This window comes from Vibrio sp. M260118, assembly GCF_036533755.1.
GTDB lineage: Bacteria > Pseudomonadota > Gammaproteobacteria > Enterobacterales > Vibrionaceae > Vibrio.
The window spans coordinates 1-23,276 of sequence record NZ_JATABG010000017.1; the positions used below are offsets into that span (position 1 = coordinate 1).

The 23,276-nt window shown below is 45.7% G+C and carries 22 protein-coding genes and 1 pseudogene; 8 read left to right on the forward strand and 15 right to left on the reverse strand.

Annotation, left to right across the window (positions count from 1 at the left end; genetic code table 11):
* Positions 1-154: 154 nt before the first annotated feature.
* A pseudogene (locus QTO00_RS02335) lies at positions 155-1,057 on the forward strand (IS3 family transposase); the annotation flags it as partial.
* 31 nt (positions 1,058-1,088) lie between these two features.
* Here the strand turns inward: QTO00_RS02335 and arsJ are convergent.
* The 6 genes from arsJ to rhtB form a co-directional block, all read right to left on the reverse strand.
* Positions 1,089-2,309, reverse strand: coding sequence for an organoarsenical effux MFS transporter ArsJ (gene arsJ, locus QTO00_RS02340; protein WP_331422713.1), 1,221 nt, complete (start codon positions 2,307-2,309; stop codon positions 1,089-1,091).
* Between the two features lie 101 nt (positions 2,310-2,410).
* On the reverse strand, positions 2,411-2,902 hold the full coding sequence (locus QTO00_RS02345; RefSeq protein WP_331422714.1) for a cyclin-dependent kinase inhibitor 3 family protein: 492 nt from the start codon (positions 2,900-2,902) through the stop codon (positions 2,411-2,413).
* 12 nt (positions 2,903-2,914) lie between these two features.
* A complete protein-coding gene (locus tag QTO00_RS02350) occupies positions 2,915-3,916 on the reverse strand; it encodes an ArsJ-associated glyceraldehyde-3-phosphate dehydrogenase (RefSeq protein WP_331422716.1) in 1,002 nt (333 codons plus the stop codon).
* A 24-nt stretch (positions 3,917-3,940) separates the two neighbouring features.
* Positions 3,941-4,282, reverse strand: coding sequence for a metalloregulator ArsR/SmtB family transcription factor (locus QTO00_RS02355; RefSeq protein ID WP_038209905.1), 342 nt, complete (start codon positions 4,280-4,282; stop codon positions 3,941-3,943).
* A gap of 97 nt (positions 4,283-4,379) precedes the next feature.
* Positions 4,380-5,606, reverse strand: coding sequence for an EAL and HDOD domain-containing protein (locus tag QTO00_RS02360; RefSeq protein WP_331422719.1), 1,227 nt, complete (start codon positions 5,604-5,606; stop codon positions 4,380-4,382).
* An 18-nt stretch (positions 5,607-5,624) separates the two neighbouring features.
* Positions 5,625-6,242, reverse strand: a complete 618-nt coding sequence (gene rhtB / locus QTO00_RS02365) for a homoserine/homoserine lactone efflux protein (RefSeq protein ID WP_331422720.1) — start codon at positions 6,240-6,242, stop codon at positions 5,625-5,627.
* An 87-nt stretch (positions 6,243-6,329) separates the two neighbouring features.
* Between rhtB and QTO00_RS02370 the strand changes: the two genes are divergently transcribed.
* Complete coding sequence (locus QTO00_RS02370) at positions 6,330-7,316, forward strand: alpha/beta fold hydrolase (protein WP_331422721.1); 987 nt, start codon at positions 6,330-6,332, stop codon at positions 7,314-7,316.
* A 109-nt stretch (positions 7,317-7,425) separates the two neighbouring features.
* A complete protein-coding gene (locus QTO00_RS02375) occupies positions 7,426-8,253 on the forward strand; it encodes a Cof-type HAD-IIB family hydrolase (protein ID WP_331422722.1) in 828 nt (275 codons plus the stop codon).
* 93 nt (positions 8,254-8,346) lie between these two features.
* Here the strand turns inward: QTO00_RS02375 and QTO00_RS02380 are convergent, their stop codons facing one another.
* Entirely contained in the window at positions 8,347-8,802 is a 456-nt protein-coding gene (locus QTO00_RS02380; protein WP_331422724.1) for an EVE domain-containing protein, read from the reverse strand.
* A gap of 38 nt (positions 8,803-8,840) precedes the next feature.
* Here QTO00_RS02380 and QTO00_RS02385 point away from each other — a divergent pair, with 38 nt between their 5' ends.
* Both QTO00_RS02385 and QTO00_RS02390 read left to right on the forward strand, forming a co-directional pair.
* Complete coding sequence (locus tag QTO00_RS02385) at positions 8,841-10,370, forward strand: COG3650 family protein (RefSeq protein ID WP_331422726.1); 1,530 nt, start codon at positions 8,841-8,843, stop codon at positions 10,368-10,370.
* Complete coding sequence (locus QTO00_RS02390) at positions 10,367-10,990, forward strand: tRNA-uridine aminocarboxypropyltransferase (protein WP_331422727.1); 624 nt, start codon at positions 10,367-10,369, stop codon at positions 10,988-10,990. The genes QTO00_RS02385 and QTO00_RS02390 overlap by 4 nt, the downstream gene beginning before the upstream one ends.
* Here QTO00_RS02390 and QTO00_RS02395 read toward each other — a convergent pair.
* From QTO00_RS02395 to lptM, 7 genes are all read right to left on the reverse strand, one after another.
* Positions 10,974-13,448 (reverse strand): bifunctional diguanylate cyclase/phosphodiesterase, encoded by a 2,475-nt coding sequence (locus tag QTO00_RS02395; protein WP_331422728.1) that lies wholly within the window; start codon positions 13,446-13,448, stop codon positions 10,974-10,976. The genes QTO00_RS02390 and QTO00_RS02395 overlap by 17 nt on opposite strands.
* A gap of 96 nt (positions 13,449-13,544) precedes the next feature.
* Entirely contained in the window at positions 13,545-14,267 is a 723-nt protein-coding gene (gene yigB / locus QTO00_RS02400) for a 5-amino-6-(5-phospho-D-ribitylamino)uracil phosphatase YigB (protein WP_331422729.1), read from the reverse strand.
* Positions 14,267-15,196 (reverse strand): tyrosine recombinase XerC, encoded by a 930-nt coding sequence (gene xerC / locus QTO00_RS02405; protein ID WP_331422731.1) that lies wholly within the window; start codon positions 15,194-15,196, stop codon positions 14,267-14,269. Before xerC ends, yigB begins: the two co-directional genes overlap by 1 nt.
* The gene (locus tag QTO00_RS02410) at positions 15,168-15,872 is read right to left on the reverse strand and encodes a DUF484 family protein (RefSeq protein ID WP_331422733.1); all 705 of its coding nucleotides are present in this window, start codon (positions 15,870-15,872) and stop codon (positions 15,168-15,170) included. The genes xerC and QTO00_RS02410 overlap by 29 nt, the downstream gene beginning before the upstream one ends.
* Before the next feature lie 48 nt (positions 15,873-15,920).
* Positions 15,921-16,751 (reverse strand): diaminopimelate epimerase, encoded by an 831-nt coding sequence (dapF, locus tag QTO00_RS02415; protein WP_331422735.1) that lies wholly within the window; start codon positions 16,749-16,751, stop codon positions 15,921-15,923.
* Positions 16,752-16,761: 10 nt separating this feature from the next.
* Positions 16,762-18,015 carry a diaminopimelate decarboxylase gene (gene lysA, locus QTO00_RS02420; protein ID WP_331422737.1) on the reverse strand — a complete coding sequence of 418 codons (1,254 nt, stop codon included), beginning with the start codon at positions 18,013-18,015 and terminating at the stop codon, positions 16,762-16,764.
* A 30-nt stretch (positions 18,016-18,045) separates the two neighbouring features.
* The gene (gene lptM / locus QTO00_RS20955; protein ID WP_004745018.1) at positions 18,046-18,165 is read right to left on the reverse strand and encodes an LPS translocon maturation chaperone LptM; all 120 of its coding nucleotides are present in this window, start codon (positions 18,163-18,165) and stop codon (positions 18,046-18,048) included.
* A 75-nt stretch (positions 18,166-18,240) separates the two neighbouring features.
* Here lptM and cyaY point away from each other — a divergent pair, with 75 nt between their 5' ends.
* Positions 18,241-18,555, forward strand: coding sequence for an iron donor protein CyaY (cyaY, locus tag QTO00_RS02430; protein WP_331422738.1), 315 nt, complete (start codon positions 18,241-18,243; stop codon positions 18,553-18,555).
* Positions 18,556-18,605: 50 nt separating this feature from the next.
* Here cyaY and QTO00_RS02435 read toward each other — a convergent pair whose 3' ends face one another.
* Positions 18,606-21,134 carry a class I adenylate cyclase gene (locus tag QTO00_RS02435; RefSeq protein ID WP_331422739.1) on the reverse strand — a complete coding sequence of 843 codons (2,529 nt, stop codon included), beginning with the start codon at positions 21,132-21,134 and terminating at the stop codon, positions 18,606-18,608.
* Between the two features lie 335 nt (positions 21,135-21,469).
* Between QTO00_RS02435 and hemC the strand changes: the two genes are divergently transcribed.
* Both hemC and QTO00_RS02445 read left to right on the forward strand, forming a co-directional pair.
* The gene (hemC, locus tag QTO00_RS02440; protein ID WP_331422741.1) at positions 21,470-22,408 is read left to right on the forward strand and encodes a hydroxymethylbilane synthase; all 939 of its coding nucleotides are present in this window, start codon (positions 21,470-21,472) and stop codon (positions 22,406-22,408) included.
* Positions 22,409-22,414: 6 nt separating this feature from the next.
* A complete protein-coding gene (locus QTO00_RS02445; RefSeq protein ID WP_331422742.1) occupies positions 22,415-23,158 on the forward strand; it encodes a uroporphyrinogen-III synthase in 744 nt (247 codons plus the stop codon).
* The last annotated feature ends 118 nt before the right edge of the window (positions 23,159-23,276 follow it).

Here is a 23,276-nt window from a genome sequence, read left to right on the forward strand (position 1 = left end):
AATATCACTAAAGCCTGTTCCCTGTTTCCATAATCTGAATACTAGATCTTTTTCGTCCTGAGTAAATGTACGTTTTGCTCGCTTCATCATTAGTGCCTGTGCAAATCAGTATTTTAGTAAAACTGTTGCAATGACCAATTGAATCTACAACAGCTCTCTTGATGTCGGACTCACTGAACAACTCTCGATAATCGAGAAACTCAGGCAGAGCTTTAACGTAACAACCCTATGTCATGTGTTCAGTGTCCACCGCAGCAGTTACAAATACTGGCGTTGTCGCCCGAAGCGTGTTTCTCCAGAGTTGGTGAAGCTAAAAAGTCTTATTAAAGAAGTTCATACGGCAAGCAACGGCTCTGCTGGTGCGAGAAGCATTGCCGACATGGTGACAGCTCAAGGTATAAAACTGACACGTTATCGAGCTTCTAAGATAATGAAATTATTAGGGCTGGTAAGCGGTCAAACACCGAAGCACCGATATCGAAAGGCATCACAAGAGCACGTAGAGATCCCCAACCATCTGTCTCGACAATTTGCCGTTACCGCCCCCAACCAAGTCTGGGTCGGTGATGTGACGTATGTCTGGACGGGACTGCGCTGGATGTATCTTGCTGTTGTCATCGACCTGTTCGCGAGAAAGCCAATTGGTTGGGCGATATCAGTATCGCCTGATAGCAAGTTGACAGGAAAGGCACTCTCTATGGCGTTTGAATCACGAGGTAAGCCCAAAGGCGTGATGTTCCACAGCGACCAAGGAAGTCATTACACCAGTCGTTCTTATCGGCAACTGTTGTGGCGTTATCAAATCAAGCAAAGCTTATCTAGGCGAGGTAATTGCTGGGACAACAGTCCGATGGAACGGTTCTTCAGAAGCTTAAAGACAGAATGGATACCAGTGTCGGGTTATCGGAGTTTTAGCGAAGCGAGAGAACATATAACTCGATACATCACGGGCTACTACAGCCAACTCAGGCCACATCAATATAATGGTGGTCTAACACCCAATGAGTCTGAACGACTGTATTGGGAAAACTCTAAAACTGTGGCCAATTTTAGTTGACCACTACAGGTTATGAAACTGTTCGAAATTTCTAGGCAGTAGCGACTTGCTTGACCTTAGGTAACTTAATTGAGATAAGCGTTGTAAGGGCAAGGAAAGCAAACGATACCCACAAGCACGCTGACAAGCCTGCCATTTGGAACACCAACCCTGATAGAATCGTACCGATTAAACGGCCCATCGCATTTGCCATATAGTAGAAGCCGACATCAAGTGAAACACCATCGCCCTTGGCATAGCTAACGATCAGGTAGGAATGAAGGGAAGAATTGACCGCAAAGATAGCACCAAAAATCATCAAACCACCAACAATCACTAACTGTGGTTGCCAACCAATTTGCACCGCATAAGCGATACCTGCTGTGACCATCGCCAATCCACCAGCCCAAAGCATCGCTGCATGGCCATCAGGAACTTTACCTTGCGCTTTACCGGTAATTTTCGGAGCAACGCCTTGAACGAAGCCGTAAGCAATGGTCCAAAGGGCTAAGAAGCCACCTACCCATGAGTGATTCCAGCCAAACACGCTGCCAAGATAGATAGGTAAGGCAATCACAAACCATACATCACGCGCGCCAAATAGGAACATTCGCGCTGCAGATAAGATATTAATAGACTCAGATTTGGAGAATATCTGCTTGAACTTAGGCTTAGTTTTCGCTTTACCTAAATCAGCCTCTAAGCTCAATAGACTGCCAATGAACACTAAGGTCAACACACCCGCCATGGCCAATACCGCATAGTTAAAGCCTATGGTTGAAAGCAAAAAGCCACCGACAAAGAAACCTGCTCCTTTAAGGGCATTTTTTGATCCGGTTAAAATCGCAATCCATTTATACAAAGCACCTTGTTGCCCATCTGGTACTAAGGTTTTGATTGAGCTCTTAGCACTCATCTTGTTGAGATCTTTAGCAATACCTGACAACGCTTGAGCCGCCATTACCCATGGGATAGTCAACCATACGTTAGGCACAGCAAGCATAGCCAACGCAACTATCTGCATTGCCAAGCCAAGGTTCATTGTCTTATTCAGGCCTAACCTCGCGCCAAGCCAGCCACCAATTAAGTTAGTGACAACACCAAAGAATTCGTAGAAAAGAAACAGCGAAGCGATTTCTAGCGAACTGTAACCCAAATCATAAAAGTATAGCACCACCAACATGCGCAAAGCACCATCGGTAATCGTGAAGTTCCAGTAATTGAACGTCACTAGCATGTATTGACGAACACTTTTGCTTAGGTTTGAGAACATAACGTCATAGCCATTGAAAGGAACATAAACAGTAGCGTGATAGATTGATGAGCTTTTGGACCATCACAACCCAAAAGCTCTATTTGCCGTTCAAGTAGCGATTACTTCACAGCCACTTGGTTGATGTAGTCCACCTGAACCTGCTTGGTAAATGCACCTGGTCGAAGCGCTTGAACTTCACGCACAATGTCTTCTAATTTCCACTGCTTCTCTAATAGTAGGTGAGCCGCAAACAGACCGGTGCGACCAGAACCGCCCATACAGTGCATCGCAACTTTACCGCCGTTATCAACAATTTTATGTAGTTCTGGACTCGCTGCCTGCCACTTAGCGGCAAAGTCAGCACCTGGAGCGCAGTCATCTTCAATCTCTATTTGGAACCACTGCATGCCTAGTTGCTGAGTTTTCTCACCAAGCTCAGAGACCTCTTTGCTTGCCAATTCAGCATCGTCTAAAGCAGTCACAATCGCTTCAACACCCTGCTCTTTTAACTGAGTTAGGGATGCATCCAGATCAACACCTTTAGTACCTGGACAAGGAGTAAGTACTAACGCACCAGTTTCAATATCAAGTTGCCATGTTGGATGTGCCATATCATGTGCTCCTTAGCTTAGACCAACTTTGCGTACTAACTCAGCCGTGCGAGTCGCGTAACCCATCTCGTTATCGTACCAAGCGTAGATCTTCACCATACGCTTACCAACCAGCATGGTAGATAGCGCATCAACGATAGTTGAACGCTGGTCGCCTTTGTAGTCGATAGAAACCAGTGGACGCTCTTCATAACCGAGAATGCCTTTTAGTGTTCCCTCGGAAGCCTCTTTTAGCAGTGCGTTTACCTCTTCTGCTGTCGTGTCTTGCTTCACTTCGAAAACAATATCAGTAAGAGAAGCGTTCGCGAGTGGTACACGAACAGCATGGCCGTTAATGCGATTTTCTAGCTCTGGGAAAATCTCAACAATCGCTTTCGCACTACCTGTTGTGGTTGGAATCAGGCTCATCCCACAAGCACGAGCACGGCGTAGATCTTTGTGCGGCGCATCAAGAATAGTTTGGGTATTAGTTAGATCGTGGATAGTGGTAAAAGACGCGTTCTCAATACCTAGTTTCTCATTAATTACCTTCACCACTGGTGCAATACAGTTGGTGGTACAAGATGCCGCTGTAACGATCTGGTGAACCGCCGGGTCAAAAATCTCATCATTCACGCCAACAACAATATTAGCCACGCCCTCTTCTTTCACTGGCGCAGAAACCACAACACGTTTTACGCCTTGCGCTAAATACTTGTTAAGGAATGAAGTTTTACGATGCACGCCTGTTGCTTCAATCACTACATCACAACCAGACCAATCAATCGCATCAATCTCTTTCTCTTGGCTAGTTTTAATAACCTGACCATTGATTAGGATTTGGTTGCCTTCGGCTTTCACTTCGTGGTGCCAACGGCCTTGGACTGAATCAAATTCTAGAAGGTGCGCCAGCGTAGCAGTATCTCCCGCTACATCATTGATTTGGACAAACTCTAGCTCCTGCCAATCAAATGCTGCGCGAAGCGCTAAACGTCCGATACGACCGAAACCGTTAATACCTACTTTAATTGCCATAACTTAATCTCTTCTATCTCTTAATCACTGACAGCAAACAGGGCGAGCCTGAATTGCATGAAGTCGTTCAATATCTTGTTGGTACTCTGTCTTAAGGCAGTTAGATGCCACAAGATCGTCAATAAGCTTTTTCATCCATCCGGGCAGGTCAGCAGACAAGCGGTAAAACACCCACTGCCCCTGACGAACATCAACTAAGATGCCGCTTGAGCGTAACTGAGCAAGATGACGAGAAATTTTCGGTTGGCTCTCTTGCAGCGCTTCCGTTAGCTCACCCACACACAAGCACTCTTCGCGCATGATTAACATCAGGCAACGAACTCGAGTTTCATCAGATAACAACTTAAAGAATTGGTGAGGTAACATAAAACATACTCATATATGGATATGCGCATATGTTATTTAAAATTGAGGCGTGATCAAGCCATTTAGAGCAATTGTCATAAAAGCTTAATAAACTGGATCAGATAACGATGTTGAGATCTTGGCTCCAACGCTGAGCCTGTGAGATACGTGGCATGACTTCATTAAAAGATAGGTTCAAACGCTGACAAGCAGACTCTACCCCTTGCCAGTCAGCCCTCTCATAACACTCCTCCAGCTTAATGAGATCGCCATATGGCCCTTCCCTCTCAAGCAACGCCGCTTTGATCGTCTCTGACAGTGGTAACTGTTCGACGAGATCTTTCAGTGACATATCGAGCATAGAGTCGAGTAGAGAGAGCAAGCCAATTAGAAAAGCTTGTTCACGGTATTGGTTGAATGGATTATCGTTAGACATTAGCAAGAAGAACTGAGCGCGTTGCAGCGACAAGGTATAGATCTCTTGCGGCTTTCTCGCAGAGACAAATGAAGCGACAGCGAGTGACACAAAGATCTTGAGCTTATCTTGACCAAGATAAACCAGCGCCTGACGGAAAGAGGAGATCGGCGTTTCAATGCGATTCGACATGGTGTTGACGAAACGCAGCAACTTATACGACAAGGCGACATCACGAGCGACTATCTTCTCAACCTTCTCAAAATCAACCGAAGGTTTACACACCTCTCTGAACAGTTCCATAGCAATGACATGTTGTGGGCTAACGTAACGTTGACTGATGACTTGTGGTTTACTAAAAAAGTAGCCTTGGAAAAAAGTAAAGCCCGCAGAACGTGTGGCGAGGAACTCCTGCTCAGTTTCCACTTTCTCAGCTAGGAACCGACGTTTCACACCCTTTGCTAATCGTTCTTTAACCAAAGCACACGATTCTTCAAGCCCCGTAGCCATGATATCAATCTTAACGATTTGCACATAAGGTAGGAATCGCTCCCACTCAGGCTTGTAGACAAAGTCATCCAATGCGATTAAATAGCCACTGGCATGGATCTGCTTTATCGCTTCAAACAATTCGTCATTCGGGGTACAGGTTTCGAGCACCTCAACCACAATTTGCTCTTTAGGCAAAGAGAGAGGTAACAGGCGTACTAAGCTGCTATGAGGAAAATTAATAAAGCAACGAGACTTGGCCAATGCGGGATTGGTGCCAATGGTCAGAAAGTTTTCGACAATCAGACGGTATGTGGCGCGATTAGAGTCGACATGAGCAGGATATGCATTGCTTTCACCGTCTCGAAAAAGCAACTCATATCCTAGAGTTTGTCGTTTGGCATTTAGAATAGGTTGGCGAGCGACATAGGTATCTCTCATCTACGTATTACACCCCAATCAGGCTTTGGCTGCCGCTAATAAAGCACCACAGCCGACAAACATAGAGCCAAAAACTTTGTTAATGCGAGACATAATTCGATCCGAGCGAATAAAACGGCCCATTTGCGCCGCTAAACTTGTGTAGCCCAGCATAACAATAGAGTCGATAACAACGGTCGTTACACCTAACACCAATAACTGCGTTAGTTGGTCTTTTGCAGGGTCAATAAACTGAGGGAAAAGCGCAACCAAGAAAACAATCGACTTAGGATTGGTTAAGTTAATTAACACTGCTTTGCGCATCAGACTGAAACTAGATAAATGTTGAGTCTCTTCTACTGCAGATAGACTTGAATGATCACGCCACTTTTGAATACCTAACCAAACCAAGTAAGCAGCACCTACCCACTTGATAACGCTAAAGGCAAAAGCAGACTGAGCGACCAAGGCACCAATCCCTGCCCCTACTAGCATAATGTGAATCGCCAAGCCAATCTGCAGGCCAGCGATAGCAGAAATTGAACGGCGAGTGCCGTAACTCAAACCGTTACTGATCGAGTTCACTGTACCAGACCCGGGAGCCAAGCTAAAAACAATGGCGGTGACCACATAAGCAAGCCAAACATGCATATCCATCGTATTTCTCCTCGACTAAATGCAGCTAGAGACACATAATCTAAATTCTGTCGCAAAAATGAAATCGTAGTCAGGCACTTCTAACCTATGAATGATTCAAGCTTCGCTATAAAACCTCCTTATACTCAAGAGTCCAATTTTGAGCAAGCAATCAATAACAAAATTGCTGATTTTTGGGCGTCTCGCGTTGACGGGTTTCAGAAGTCATTTGATAAAACGTCTTTATATTGGGTCAAGTTTACTGCTCCTGAGCACACTAAAGCGATTCTAGTGGTCAATGGTCGTATTGAGTGTTGCGAAAAATACCAAGAACTGTTTTATGACCTTTTTCAGCAAGGCTACGATGTCTACTCCTATGACCATCGAGGACAAGGACTTTCACAGCGCCTAATTGAAGATCAGCAGATGGGCTACGTGGAAGAGTTTGATGACTACATGAAAGACTTAGACAAGCTAGTCGATGTTTTCAAACTGAACCTATACGACAAATGTTACCTGCTAGGACACTCTATGGGTGGCAACATTGTGACTCGCTACTTGCAGAACTATGACTCTCCATTCGCCGCCGTATCGCTGAGCGCACCTATGTACGGCGTTAACGTCCCTGCCCACCTTAAACCATTTGCGACCTTGCTTGGCCAGCTGTTAACGGCCATCTACCCTAAACCAACTTTTGCCCCAGGTCAGGTGGCCTATTTCCCTAAGCCATTTGAAGGTAACTTTCTTAGTCAGAGCTTGGTTCGCTACCGCTGGTTTAGAGATCTTTACGAGCAAAAGCCTCAGCTTAAAATTGGTGGCGCAAGTACACGTTGGGTTTGGCAAGGGCTTATGTCTTGTAAGCAGTGCTATTTAATGACACGCCACCTCAAACAGCCACTATTAGTGATGCAAGCGGGAGAGGATCAAATCGTCTCTAATCAGGCTCAACTTCAATTTATGAAGAAACTCGCGCGAACCAATACTCTATGCGCATTTAAAATCATTCAAGGCGCTAAGCACGAACTGCTGTTTGAAAAGGACGACTATCGCAACCAAGCCCTTGATGCCACATTGACCTTTTTCGAGCAACACTAAAATAGGAAATTCCACAGGGTGATCTTTACCCTCTTTTTCCCTTATCCGTTCGAGTAAACTTACCCCTCAAAGTCCGCTGGACTATTAACGCTGTACATACGAGGGTGATATGACCGAAGCACGTAAAGATACTCCTTTTCACATTGTAGCCTCTGACCTTGATGGCACTTTACTCGCACCAAACCACCAGCTGAGTGAGTTTTCTAAGCAGACATTAAAGGCGCTACACGACAAAGGCTTCACTTTTATCTTTGCTACAGGTCGTCACCACGTTGATGTGGCGGGCATTCGTGAAATTGCAGGGATACCCGCTTATATGATCACGTCCAATGGCGCACGAGTTCATGACCAAAATGACCAACTGATGTACAGCAACAATGTTCCGAGCGATCTGGTTCAGCAAGTTGTCGATATCGTCAGAGTCGATCCTAATATCTTTATTCACATGTACCAGAATGAGGATTGGCTACTGGATAGAGATGACGAGATGCTAGCGAAGTTCCATAGTGAATCTGGCTTTAGCTACAAGCGCTTTAACTCAGATTCAGCACCAAACGAAGGCATTGCAAAAGTTTTCTTCACTCACCCAGAGCAAGACCACGAACACTTGGTAACGTTTGAAAACAGATTGCGTGAAAAATTTGGTGACAAGCTCAATATCGCCTTCTCTACGCCTTGGTGTCTTGAGGTAATGGCTGCAGAAGTTTCAAAAGGGCATGCTCTTGAAGCCGTAGCTAAGTCACTTAACCTCGGTTTAGAGAACTGTATCGCCTTTGGTGATGGTATGAACGACGCAGAGATGCTTGAGATGGCAGGCAAAGGCTTGGTCATGGGCACAGCTCACCATAAAGTTAAACAGGCGCTACCAAACCTGGAGGTTATAGGAAGTAACGCAGATGACGCAGTAGCGCACTATCTACATGACCACTTGTTCTAGTCGTTAGCTAGGCTCTGTTGACCTAATATATTCGATGACAGGCTGCTTATTGCTGCCTGTTTTTTATTTGCAACTTCAGCTTCACAGTAAACGCTACTTTTCCTTACCTAAGATAGCGTCCCACTCTTGCTCTGTCACGGGCATGATCGAAAGTCGATTTCCTCGTTTCACTAACGGCATGTTCTCTAGTTCTGGCATTGCTTTCATAACAGACAAGGGAATAAGACGTTCCGTTTTACGCACGAACTCAATATCCACCATAAACCAGCGCGGATTATCCGGAGTAGATTTCGGATCGTAGTAATCACTTTGCGGATCAAACGAGAAGTGGTCTGGGTATGACTCTTTCACTACTTTGGCTATTCCAGTAACGCCAACCTTTTTGCATGAAGAGTGATAAATCAACACCAAATCACCCAACTTAACCTGATCTCGCATCATATTGCGCGCTTGATAATTACGAACCCCCTCCCAGCAGGAGCTCTTTTGTGTGCGAAGTGTGTCAATAGAGAAGGTGTCCGGTTCTGTTTTAAATAACCAATATGCCATAATAGATATCGCCAGTTTTTTATTAGGAAAGATATAGCATGAAGGCGCTCCGAAACCTAGCCGCAATACTATTATTGTTTGCGCTCCAAGCCTGTTCAATGTCTGCACCGAGTTCGTCAGGGCCGGCAAACCAAGCGGCGCAAGCTCGATTAGACAAGCCTGATTCCATTCAACCTCAAACATTTGTCATGCGCGGTGAAGTTGTGCTCGGTCATGAAGTTCGCTCTATTACGCCATGCGGCAGCCACCAGCAGTACTGGCTCGATATGTCTGAGGACCGCTTCCGTCAAGCGCTCAACCTCGTTCGTTCTCCTTACGCACCACTCTATGGAGAGGTAATAGGCCACCTGAGAACAGGGCACAACGACGGTTTCGTTGCGGATTACAGCGCTCGCTTTGTGGTCGATTCGATTAATATTCTCAGTGCAGAAAAACCCAATCGCTGCGATCAACCACTCAAAGCGACTCGCGCATTTGGCACCGAACCATTCTGGTCTTTAAACTTCAAAAACGACGCACTGACTTTTGAAAAAATGGGCGAACAACCTCGCCAGTTAGCACTTAACTCGAGCCGAATTGAATCCAATAGAAGACGCTACCAATTTGACGGTGGAAGCTTAGAACTCAATCAGCGTAGCTGTAGTGATGGAATGAGTGATTCTATCTACGGCTGGAGTACAACATTGCAATTAGACGATGTCAGCTACACTGGATGCGCTACGCTTTCCAATCAAGATGCGACACAGAGCTGGACTGGCACCTATCAAGCTCAGTCGACAAAAACGAGCAGTTTCAACGTCACACTAAAGCTCTTGCCTGATCACTCAGCAACCACTACCTATAGTTACACGTCTGGTGAGTCAGATTCGGTAGAGAGCGGCTACTGGCAGCAGCTTAATTCAGACCAAGTGCAAGTTGTAATGACACGCCATCAGCAACAATCACTGATTTCAGAGCGAATTTTTACTCGTGACGGATACCAACTTTCGACAGACCAAGAGAAAGTGGGTGGCGTTATTTATCCAATCGCTGATGGCGGTCTTACCCTGTTTAAAGCAGAACAAACTGTAAAAGCAATTGAAGCAGAACCCGAAAACCCAAACCATGTGCCTTCCCGTGCAGAGTTCAACCCAAAAGTCGACAATGCGGTACGTGAGTACATTGTCGCCGACGGCAACGAACTCAAAGGAACAAAATACCGCTGGTTAGAGTACGACTTGAACGGTGATGGCAACAAAGAGCTACTGGTTCAATTGAACTGGTGTGGCTCTGGTGGCTGTACCCTACTAATTTTCGAAAACCAGCAGCAGGAGTGGCGTTTCAACAGTCGCATAACCCTAGTAAGAACACCAATGAACCTAGGGCTACAAGCAACCAATGGGTGGCAAGACATAGTGCTATTTGTCGGTGGCGGCGGTGCTACTCCAAATCAACATGTGCTCAAGTTTAATAATGGCAAATATCCGTTAAACCCGAGCACAGCTCCAGTAGCTGACTATGACCAGATTAGCCCAATACAACTATTCTCTGACGGCAAAACTCCTCACCAACAAGGTGTTGTGCTGTGAGTCAACCAAGCCACATCGAGGGCAAACCTTGCCCTCGATGTTTACTAACACATCAGTGTGTTTGCTCGTTGCTGCCCACCATCAAGGCACCATTTCATCTTGCGCTACTGACTCATGAAAATGAACTGACGCGCGACACCAATACCGGGCAGTGGCTCAATAAAAGTCTTTCTAGTGCCAGTGTGCACATTTGGCAACGAACACAGTTGTGTCAAAAGCTCAAAGCCATGTTGGGCGACGAGCAGTATCAAGCTTATTTGCTTTTCCCTAGCGAAGAGAGCCGACCTATAGCCGATGCTAACCATCAAACTGCCATCAACAACAAGCAGCCGCTGTATATTGTTCTTGATGCCACATGGCAGGAAGCCAAAAAGATACTGCGCAAAAGTCCTTGGCTATTAGAACTACCTCACGTGCACATCAATCCAACCCATGACTCTCGCTACCAATTGCGCAGAAATCAGCAAGCAGGGCATCTGTGCACATTAGAAGTTGGATGTGAGTTATTAAAACAGGTAGGATGCGGCAAGCAAGCGGATCACTTGCTCACGTTTTTTGACCACTATATGCTAGCCTATAAAGCCGACAAGAGTGGCCATATGCTTAAAACAGGCGTCTAGGCTCTGCCAGATAGAAACCTTGCAAGTAATCAACGCCTAGGTCTTCCGCGATTTCGCACACTTCTTTATTATGCACAAACTCCGCGACAGTTTTAGCATTGAGTACTTGGCAAAGCTTAACCAACTGACCAGTAATCTGGCGCTGCTTAAAGTCTTGATCTATAAATTTAATTAAACTTCCATCAAGCTTGATCACATCAGGTTCTAAACGGATTATTTCATCGATATTGGAATACCCGGAACCGAAATCGTCCACCAGTAATCTAACGCCTAATTGCTTAAAGTGCGCACATATCTCCGCCATGCGACCGAAATCTTTAATCCTCTCAGACTCAAGAACTTCAATTCCCAATCGATAAGGGTCGTTCATCTTGGCCACAGATTGCTCGAGCAGATAAAGTGTTTTATCACTCAACATATCTTGCGGAGATAAATTGACTGAAAACCACCCCTCCTTGTCGGCCATATAGCCAATGGTTGACTCCAACATATGGCGACTTAAGCGAGTATAGAGATGCGTGTCTTCGATAATCGGCAAAAACCGACCTGGAGAAATAATTTCACCATCATCTTCAATTCTCACTAAACACTCTTGCGAAGCTTGCTGACGTGTATGGGCTGAAAAAATAGGTTGGCTGTAGGTGATGATACGCTTATTAAGGATTGCTCGACTTACCACCCCCATTAAATCGAGCTTATCTTGCCGCTCTAGAGCGCTAATGGAACAATCAAGAGCATTGAAAATGTGGGTATTGCGCGCTTTTCCTGTGCGACGAGCATCGATGGATTTCAACAACAATTCATCACCTGAGATACCCGGAAAATCACGCTGACTTGCTAATCCGCCTGATACGGAGACCGACAGATAGTCGACCTCAGGAAGACCGAAAGGCTCAAAATTTATGTGTTCGACATGATCAGTAAACTGAGCAAAGTCTTGCTGAATTTCCTTATTTGAAGCATCTGATGAGAACACCAATGCCCATTCGGCAGTACCGATGTAATACAACTGCTTATTAGACGCTGCCCATAGAATATCGGACAAATTATCCGTGAAGTAGTCACTCAAATCTCGTGTCAACTCATCAGCTACCTGATAGCCATACTTTTCGTTTATCTGGTGGAAGTTAGACAGTTTTAGAGTCACAATATGCTCATCTTCCCTAACTGCTTTGAGTCTCTCTTGCAACGCAACTCGATTGGGAAGACCAGTATGTTTATCCAATCGATAGCTGCTGACCAACTTTTCCGTTTGTTGGGCGAGTTTTAGCTCCATACCCCTTTGAGTTTTATTGAGCTCATCAATGGTGTAGCTAATTAAATGAAATAGCGGTGAAACCGGAAAATCATCTTTTTGCTCAAAAGCCAGCGCCGAACGCGAATCATCCTCACTGTATGCCACATACGTCATACTATGGTGAAGAGACTGTTGAGATTCGCCACGGAAGAACTCCCCAAAGCAAAAAGAGCCACAACAGCTGTCAAACTGATCAAACAGCTGTATTTCACTCACCCCTTCGATAAACTCCAAGCGGGACTCACAATTGTAAATAAAAATAGACTCTGGATTATGGCAAGCCAAACCGGTCACATCATGGCGCACCTGTTCTAACGTCAGAGAGGGGTGGTTGTAGCAAAGTCGGACTTCATCACCTACGGCTAGTGGGTTGTCTACTTCAATACTACCATCAGGGTAAATCTCTCTTGGGCAACTCACCAAACCAGAACTGTTCTCTAGTGGAAAGCTCAGCATCTGCTCTAGAGTCAAGGTTCGCCCTTCCGACAAACGCGTCTGGTAGAGCGTATATGCAGGCTGATAGTCTAGTGACACTAAGCGAGTTCCATTCGTCTCAGTCACCCTCATTGAACCACCAATTGGGGTCCACTCTGAAAACGCATTACGCCATACCTGCAACTTGCTACTATGAAGGGCAGCCGACACCGTCATTTTTTGAAAAGTTTGATCGCCATACAGTACCCACTCTTCACGCTGTTCTACATTTGCCGCAACACCACCACTAACAGGCACATCCGTCAGCGAACCTAGTGCTTGGTAGAGATTAAAATCTAAACTACTAACGTGTTGTGAGAAACTTATGATCGACTTTGAGTCATTGGTTAGTTTAAGTTGACTGGCTATCTCTTTCGCTTCTGAGAGCGGGTTATCGGTAATAGGGACACAAGCAGAAGTAATCGTAGTGTGTTCGAAGCAGGATATAGAAACCAAGCTTGCGCGATGGACGATTTGACCGTCGTAAATGGAGTGGCGAGTACTGTGACCAATGATATGGCACTCAGGAATAGCTTGTTGGATTTGTTTAGCGTAGCCACAAACCACGGGCTCAGGCTCTGTAGACAAGATCTGAACTAAAATCGAGCAGTACTGCTGCGTGGGTATATCATTTAGATGCGCTATTAATTGCTGATCATTGGCAATTAATGCTGAATATGTGCGCATTAAAAATGCCTCAAACACTATTACTTTAGGTAAATGGTCACACTACCGTAATCCAACTAACCTAATAATAAAAGTACTGTTTTTGCCAGTTGCAGTTTACCTCTCACTCAGTAGCAGCAGCTCACGCAAACGATTTACTTCAACATCGGGCAATACGCGGGCTTTTGCTGCTTGATATAGGTTGGTTTGTTGATCGTTATACCAACAAGCCTGAAAGCCACTCAGTTTGGCACCAGCAACATCAGAAATTAAGTGATCCCCTACATGGAGAATATTCTCAGCAGGAACGGATAGGTAGGATTGAGCCTTAGTGAACAACTGGCCATGAGGTTTGGCGTAGCCATCGGGGCCAGCTTTAAGCACTAATGAGAAATAGTCAGCGAGGCCGATTTTCTCCACATTGACATTGCCGTTGGTGATAGCAACGAGAGGCAACCTACTAGCTAGCTCTGCCATCACTCGATGAGACTCCTCCGGCACCGTGAAGTGACTGCGCAGTTGAAGAACCTGCTCAATCGTATCATTGGCCGCTTGCTGTGCCTGGTGGGGCTGATAGCCAAGAATAGATAGTCCGCGCTCAATCTGCCTAAAACGCCATAGCGTGACATCATTGGGCAGCCATGGGTCCTCTTGTGCCAGAGAGCGCTTCAAGTCATGCCACCAGCGGCGATCCTTGGTCGCACTAATAGGGTGGTGTTTATGCACCCAAGCCTGTATCTGTTGCTCGACCTTACGAATGACAGGGCGATTATCATACAAGGTATCATCGAGATCGAATGTCATTGCTTGAACTGGCTGCAACTGGCGAAAGAACTGCATTACTCACTGCCCTTCTTTTTGGCACGCGGGTGCGCTTGGTCATACACATCAGCAAGGTGCTGGAAGTCTAAGTGGGTGTAGATTTGTGTGGTAGAGATGTTTTCATGACCTAGCAGCTCTTGCACAGCTCTAAGGTTATTACTCGACTCCAGCATGTGCGTAGCAAAAGAGTGACGTAGTTTGTGTGGACTAATATGGCTCGCCACAGACTGCTTTTGGCCCCATTCCGCCATACGTTTTTGCACATTGCGATGGGAGATCCTTACCCCAAGCTTTGAAACGAACAGAGCCGTTTCGTCACTATTTGCTAGCGTCGCTCTCACCTTCAACCACTTCGCTACCCATTCAGCTGCCATGCCAGCAAAGGGAACTTTACGCTCTTTATCACCTTTACCGACGACGCGAAGTTCACCTGAAGATAAGCTCACATCTTTAACGTCGACGCTAACCATTTCAGCTAAACGCAAACCTGCGCCATACATCAGCTCCATCATGGCTCGATCACGTACCGCTAGCGGGTCATCTTCATTCACATCGAGTAACTGCCCCACCTCATCCACATCAAGGTTTTTCGGCAACGGGCGCTTTTTACGTGGCGCAGAAACACCTTTAGCCGGATTGGCCGTCATCTCCCCACGTAAGATCAGAAAATCAAAGAAACTCCTAAGCGATGAAAGCCGAGTCGCTAAACTGCTCGCCTTAATCCCTTCTCGCATCCCTTTACTGGCCAACTGACGCACCCAACCCGCATCAACCTGCTGCCATTCACGTAAACCAAGATGGGCAAGATGCTGAGCCATGGTTTCAAGCTGCTGTTTATAGTTACGTTGAGTGTGTAAGCTCAACCCCTTTTCACTTCGCAGATACTCGTAGAAGCGCTCTAGGGGCTGATGAAGACCTTTAGGCAGAGGTGCTTGAGATTCGCTCATGCTCTTCGCTTTGCCACGGCAGGCTATCAATTAGGTGGGATAGGACAAGAGAAAGATGACGTAAAAACAGGGTGTCCATATGCGGTTGGAAATGACCACCGTCACTACTTGAAAAGACCAATACGCCTTGGGTGGCTTTCTTCTGCAGCGGAAGTACCACATAAGAGCCCATTTCCGGAGAGTGATGGTTCTCGCCAAACAAGATTTCACGATCAACCTTACGCATACGACCTAGGTAGGCACTTTTACCGTTGAGGTGATTGGTCGCAAAACGTTGATAATCTTCTTTGCTCATCGAGTAGTAGCTAGAATCACAATCGAATAGGCGCACGTAGGCAACTAAGTTGAGTGACTTCGCCATCTCTTCGATCGATTTAACAACAGAAAGCAAGCAGTCACACTTAAGGATCTTCTCTTGAAGTTCCATAAATTCATGAAATGTACGGTCATTGTTCTTAGCTAAAGACATCAATGCCGTAATTTCTTCTTCTAGCTCTTCAATGCGTTGGCGCTGGCGATTCATCTGCACATGCACTAATGAAACCGCTCCCTGCTCTTGATGAGGCAAAGCCAATCTATCGACTAAATCGCGTCGATGATGAAAAAAGTCTGGATTGTCACTTAGGTACTCGGCAACCACTTCTGCCGTAAGTGCATCCGCTTCAATTTGAGACACGCCTGATCCTTAATTTTTATTATCTTTCCAAAACAGTGGCAAAGTATATTAGCAGCTTAGCTGACCATCAAATACATGTGTCGCAGGACCGGTCATATATAACGGTTTGCCCGGCCCTTGCCATGCAATCTTTAACGAACCACCAGGCAGGTTTACCACCACTTTATCGTCAAGCAGCCCTTGAACAATACCAACCGCAACCGCGCCACAAGCACCGCTACCACAAGCTTGAGTCTCTCCAGCACCACGCTCATAGACACGTAAGTTCACTTCACGGCGGTTTAATACCTGCATAAATCCGGCATTTACACGCTCAGGGAAACGTTCATGCGACTCAAGTAGTGGGCCTAGAGTATCTACATCTGCAGTAGCGACATCATCAACCACTGTCACCACATGTGGGTTACCCATACTCACAGCTCCGCAAAATAGCGTTTTGTCGTCAGCTCGAAGAATATAGGTCTTCTCTGTTTGCTTAGCTTTGAAAGGGATTTTGTTCGGTTCAAACTCTGGAACGCCCATGTTTACCGTAACCTGATCATCCTCTTCCATGTTGAGTACCATTTTACCTTTCTTGGTACTCACACTGATGCTGTACTTGTTAGTCAGCCCTTTCATGCGCACAAAACGTGCAAAGCAGCGCGCTCCGTTGCCACACTGCTCAACCTCACTACCGTCAGCATTAAAGATACGATAGTGAAAATCCGTTTCAGGATCATAAGGCGCTTCAACCACTAATAGCTGGTCAAAGCCAACTCCAGTATGACGATCCGCCAAACGGCGGATCAGCTCTGGAGAAAAGAAAATGTTCTGGGTAATACAGTCAACAACCATGAAGTCATTACCCAGACCGTGCATTTTAGAAAAATGGAAATGCATAAGACTCCAATTACTCCGGAAGTACGTTTTCTAGCGCCCAAAGGCTCGACAGCTCTTCTCTCTGGCGAACTAAATGCACTTTATCACCATCAACTATCACTTCTGCAGCTCGGCAGCGTGTGTTGTAGTTCGACGACATAACAAAGCCATAAGCGCCCGCAGAGCGAACTGCTAATAGATCATCCTCTTGCAATACTAGCGCTCGGTCTTTACCAAGAAAGTCACCCGTTTCGCAGATAGGCCCAACGAGATCATAGGTCATCGGCTCACCTTGACGAGGCACAACAGGAACTATGTCTTGCCACGCTTGGTAAAGTGCTGGGCGCATAAGATCATTCATCGCCGCATCGATAATAGCGAAGTTCTTGTGCTCAGTGTGCTTAAGGAACTCAACCTTAGTCAGTAATAGACCCGCATTAGCGGCAATCGCGCGACCAGGCTCAAAGATAAGCTCTAGGTCTTGGCGGTCATCTAAGCGGCCAAGTAGCGCTTTAGCGTAATCTGACGGCTCTGGTGGTAGTTCGTCACGATAAACCACTCCTAGCCCACCACCGACATCAAGGTGCTTAATCGTAATACCTTGAGCTTTCAAATCATCGATCAGTGCTAGCAGACGATCAGTCGCATCAATAAATGGCTCGATATCAGTTAGCTGAGAACCGATGTGGCAATCAATACCCTGAACGTTGAGGTTTTCTAAGCTATTAGCAAATTTATAAACCTCTGGGGCACGGTCAAACGCAATACCAAACTTGTTATCACGCAGACCTGTAGAAATATAAGGGTGAGTATTGGCATCAACGTCTGGGTTAATACGCAGAGAAATAGGTGCAACAACGCCAAGTTCACCAGCGACTTTGTTCAAACGCTCTAGTTCTGGCTCAGACTCAACATTGAAGCATTTGATACCAAGCTCTAACGCACGTTTCATCTCCGCCTCTGTTTTACCCACACCAGAGAACACAACTTTGCTTGGCTCACCGCCCGCTGCGATAACACGCTCTAGCTCACCGCCAGACACGATATCAAAGCCAGAGCCCAAACGAGCGAGTGTATTCAACACACCTAGGTTTGAGTTCGCTTTTACTGCATAACAAACCAAATGCGGATGATCACCTACTGACTTATCAAATGCATGCCAGTGGCGCTCAAGTGTCGCGCGTGAGTAAACATAGAGTGGCGTACCAAATTGTTGAGCCAATTCGGTGAGTGAAACGCCTTCGGCCCATAGCTGGCCATCATCCTGATAGTTAAAGTAATCCAAAGTACTTTCCCTTATATTTTAATTTTATACTTATTGCGAAGGCTGCTCTTTTTGTGGAGCATCTTCAGGCATGTATAGCGGTCCAGTTTGACCACAGCCAGCTAAGCCAAGGACTGAGAAGATAAATAGCGCTAAGATTGATTTTTTCATGAGTTCTATCGTGATTATTCTGTCAATGCCCCCTATAATCGCACCACAATCAAGAAAAGCAATAGGATAGATAAGATGAACGATACGGAATTTCATCAGTTAGTAGATGTTCAAATGCAAATCATTGAAGAAATGATTGATGATTCAGGTGCAGACATCGACTACGAAACCTCTGGAAACGTAATGACACTGGAGTTCGAAGACCGTAGTCAGATCATTATCAACCGCCAAGAGCCAATGAAGGAGATCTGGCTCGCATCAAAGTCTGGCGGCTTCCACTTTGCCCTCATAGAGCAGCAGTGGACGTGCTCAAAAACAGGCCTTGAGTTGATCACTATGGTTAAGCAAGAGTGTGAAAAACACTGCGATGAAGAGATTGAGTGGCAATAACTCAGATAAATTGAGACAAAAAAGAGCATCAATGGATGCTCTTTTTTCTATCAGGCGTTGACGATTTTACTCGGTCTTGAGTAGCTAGCTCCATCGTTGCGATAAGGCACAATATATGGCTCATCATCTTCTGGATGCACAATTTGGTAATACTGCGGCAAGTTAAAGTTAATCAGTTTCGACGACAGCGGGTTCTCATCTTGCGTTGACGTATAAAAACTATTAACACTCGCAATCATCTCGTCTTTTTCACCTTGATACTGGTGATAGACTTCAACACGATTCGCTTCATCAAGGACATAGATATTGAATCCTTGCTCACTGTCTTCAAAGAAGAACTGAACCAGACCCTCACTAGCAAAACCATCAACCACAGCAGGCAACTGATAATCTTGCTCTTTATCCAGCATCAACAGCGGCGAGCCTTTAAGCTTGTTGGTTGAAATACTACGGTAGAAATCAACCGAGTTTTCCAGCATCTGCACTGATACTCCACGACGCTCAAAGAACAAGCCGTAAGTCTGTTGACCAATACGCAGAGCTTTAAAGCGGCGACGCTTCTCTTGCTCAATCGGCTTCAACCTCAGATCAATACATTCCGCGAGCAGTTGGTAAACCATGTTACGCATTACGCCGCGTAAATTCTTGCTGTAACAGAACACATCCACTGATTCAGGTGGAATCGCATCTTGGTGCATTTTTCCAAGCACGGTTTTCAACGCATCGAGCATCGCTGTCTCGCCTTTGAAATGCAATGTACGCACTTCATGCCAAGAGTTGCGGTAAACAAGATCGACACTGCCCACTAAGCAGGTCTGCTTAGCACCAAAACTAAAGATATCCGTTGTTTTCGGATCTAACTTCAACGAACGACCGCTCAACTCTGCGGTAGGGTCGTTCTCGAAGTTAATGAACATGGCGAGCTGGCTTATCTCACATGGGCTGGCCAACGCTTGCATAGTAGGACGACGCTTGCGCAGTGAGAAGGTATTACGTAAATCACTCACCATCTGATAGAACTTATCAATATCAAGGTGAGCATCACGAATAACAGAGTGCAGACGCGTCGATTCTGTAATCAAACCATTGAAGAATGACCAAGCAACAAGCTTACTTAAGTACTCATTGTGCTCTAACGGTGCCTGACCAAGAATTTTATGCGGATTTAGAGGCTGCTTGTACAGATACCAACCTGGCTGATTAGTTCGCCCTGGTCGCACCTCAATAAAGGTTAAGTCCGACTCATGCAAATCAGGTGAGATCTGCGGGTTAAGCAGAGTTACTTTACTCGGCAGAACTTCAAATGCCGCGTAGAGTTTGCGCGCAAGAATACTGATGTCTTGTGGGCTAATTGCCGACGTAATATCGTTACGACGAGCAAACTGAATTAAATTGCGGTAACTCAGCATCAATGCATCGAGCAGCGAGTGGTGCACGATTTTAACTTGTTCCACCTTCCAATTTCGGCGGTCATCAAGTTCAGCAATAACAGAGATGTCCCAGTTCCACTTCTGCACCATGTCACCTAGCGCTTCACGTCGCCAAGGTACTGAGCCAACACTCGGATCACGAGACAGCTTTTCATGGGTTTTGAGATAGAAGCAGCGACGAACCAGATCCAACCGCGTTTCATCACCGATACGCTCTAAGTAACGTGTTACCTTTTCTAGCATCAGGTAGTAGGCGTCCATCCCGTACAAATCGGGTTCATGGGCAAAGAATCGGCGCTTGGTATCCAGGCTAAGAAGCTGAGTATTCGGGTATTCCCATGAATAAGCTTCTAAAAGAATCGCTTTTAAAACAGATTTGTATGGCGAGTCGATACTTTTGTATAGCTGCCACAGGTTTGAACCAAAGTACTCTTCTGCAGGAATACGATTGAGCTGACCAAAATCGATCCATTGTGAGCAATCGATATAACCTTTACTGCAGAGGTCTTTTACGTACTCGTCGTAACACTCTTCCATCTCAGGTGGAACGATTTGCCACAACAAACGTTGACCAGCAAGTCTCACTGCACTGCGATAAAACTCATCAAGTAATAACAAATGTTGCGAAGAGCCACAGTTATCGCCCGTCATCTCTTCCGAGTGATTTGAGCGGAAACGCTCTTCGTCCATCAAAAAGAAGTTAGCTTCTACGCCTTGAGTTTGAGCCCAATCAGTGATCAACAAGCACTTATTCGTCAATGCATTACGTTCATCACAGCTCATTGCTGGCGATACGCACACCCAAATATCAAGATCACTTGACGTGCTTTGACCAATAGACGAAGTACTACCCATAGTATATAAGCCCAGAATCGCTGGGTTATCACTGGTAGCAAGAGGCTGACCAACTGTGAGCTGCGTATCTTCAACGAACTGCTGCTGAATTTCATTCAATGCAAAATCACAGACACCAAAAGGCACCTGCGCGTCATAGTAACCAGGAATGACAGGATGATTGAAATGAAGAAGTGTTGGTATCAGATGGAACACACGCTGACTAGACAAATCCATAAGAGCCAGCGCACGTTCAATACGTTGCTGGTTAAGGTTATCAAGTCTCTTAATTAGCGTCTTGGTGTAAGCCTGCAAGAGGGTTTCCTTGGTTCATTTCCTAGCTAGCGCTTTGACTATTAATTGTTCTAAAGCACCAACAAAACGTGATCAATCTATCACTTTTCTTTGGATTGGTAAAGAAATGTACGATCGAATCGACACAATTTTGTCCATCTGACGTTGCCGCTCTTAGTGTGGTACGGAACGACTATTAATAATAATAGCCTATTTTACAAACGAGACACCAATCACACTCTTTTAATGATTTTGTGCTAGCAAACGCCAAAGCTTCATCAAGAGCAATAAGCAATAATACTTTTGCAATCGACAATGGTAGGATTAGGTCATATTTTGGTTATCTATAGAACGCTATGACTCAAACTACTCCAATTCGAATCGCTACTCGTAAAAGCCCTCTTGCCCTTTGGCAAGCTCACTATGTAAAAGATGCATTAATGGCTGCTCATCCAGGTTTGGAAGTCGAGCTAGTGACCATGGTAACCAAAGGCGATGTCATTCTAGATACTCCTCTTGCTAAAGTTGGCGGAAAAGGTCTGTTCGTTAAAGAGCTGGAAGTCGCTATGTTGGAAGGACGAGCTGATCTCGCTGTGCACTCGATGAAAGACGTACCAGTCGATTTTCCAGAAGGCCTTGGCTTAGTCACTATCTGTGAACGTGAAGATCCACGCGATGCCTTTGTGTCGAATACCTACAGCAGCATTGATGAGCTTCCACAAGGCGCAGTCGTTGGCACATGTAGCTTACGTCGCCAATGTCAGTTAAAAGAGTATCGACCAGATCTCGAGATCAAAGAACTGCGTGGCAACGTTGGCACACGCCTGGGTAAACTGGATGCGGGCGAATACGATGCAATTATTCTCGCCGCAGCGGGTTTAAAGCGCCTAGAGTTAGAAGAGCGCATTAAGAGCTTTATCGAGCCAGAGCAATCACTACCCGCTGTAGGACAAGGTGCAGTCGGCATTGAGTGTCGCCTTGATGATGAACGCCTAATCAAACTATTAGAACCGCTAAACCACAAAGAGACTGCCGATCGTGTATTGTGCGAGCGCGCAATGAACCTAACTCTAGAAGGTGGTTGTCAGGTGCCTATCGGTAGTTACTCTCTCATTGATGGCGACAACATTTGGCTACGCGCTCTAGTTGGTGAGCCTGATGGTTCTAAAATTGTTCGTGGCGAAATTCGTGGTACGCGAGACCAAGCAGAAGCACTTGGTGTGCAGCTGGCAAATCAACTGCTCGATGATGGCGCGAAAGAAATCTTAACCAAGCTATACGCTGAGCACGAGTAAACCTATATGGCAGTACTGGTCACTCGGCCGGGACAACAAGGCCGCTCGCTATGCAAACTGTTATCAGAGGTCGGTATAGCAAGCCACCACCAACCTCTGATCGATATCCAGCCTGGAGAGCAACTCAAAAGGCTGGAGAGTGACCTTTTCAACTTCGACATTATCATCGCCGTCAGCCAACATGCGGCACTCACTACTGATAATTACCTAAAACAATTTTCCCAAACCTGGCCTATTAAACCTACTTACATTGCCGTTGGTCAAAAAACTGCACACGTTTTAAGCAATGCAACACAACAAAAAGTACACTATCCCGAGATAAGTGACAGTGAGCATTTGCTGCAACATGACGAACTTCAAGCGGTAAGGGGCAAACGTATTCTTATCTTGAGGGGTAATGGTGGTAGGGAACTGATCTTTGACACTCTGACAACAAGAGGGGCTATTGTTGAGTATCGCGAAGTATACAAACGAGAAAACCTAGCTTTCCGCTCAGATTTACTCGTTCCTATCTGGCAGAATGATCAGATAAAGCAACTAGTCATCACCAGTTCAGGTCAACTCAGCTATTTTGTTTCACAGTTGAGTGAGCAACAGAAGAACTGGTTGTATACGCTCCATCTCTATGTTCCAAGTGAGCGAATCGCACAACAAGCACGCGAAGTCGGTTTTCAAGTTGTTACCAATACCTTCAGTGCCTCTAATAAAGTATTACTGGCTGCTCTCCGGCCAAGTGAAACAGGACAATAAGTAATGACCAGCAAAAATAACAACGACAAAAACATCTCTGAACAAGAAAAAAAACAACCAGAGCAAGAGGCCAAAACAACGCCCAAAGCTAAAGATACGGCTGAGGTAGCAGCGAAGG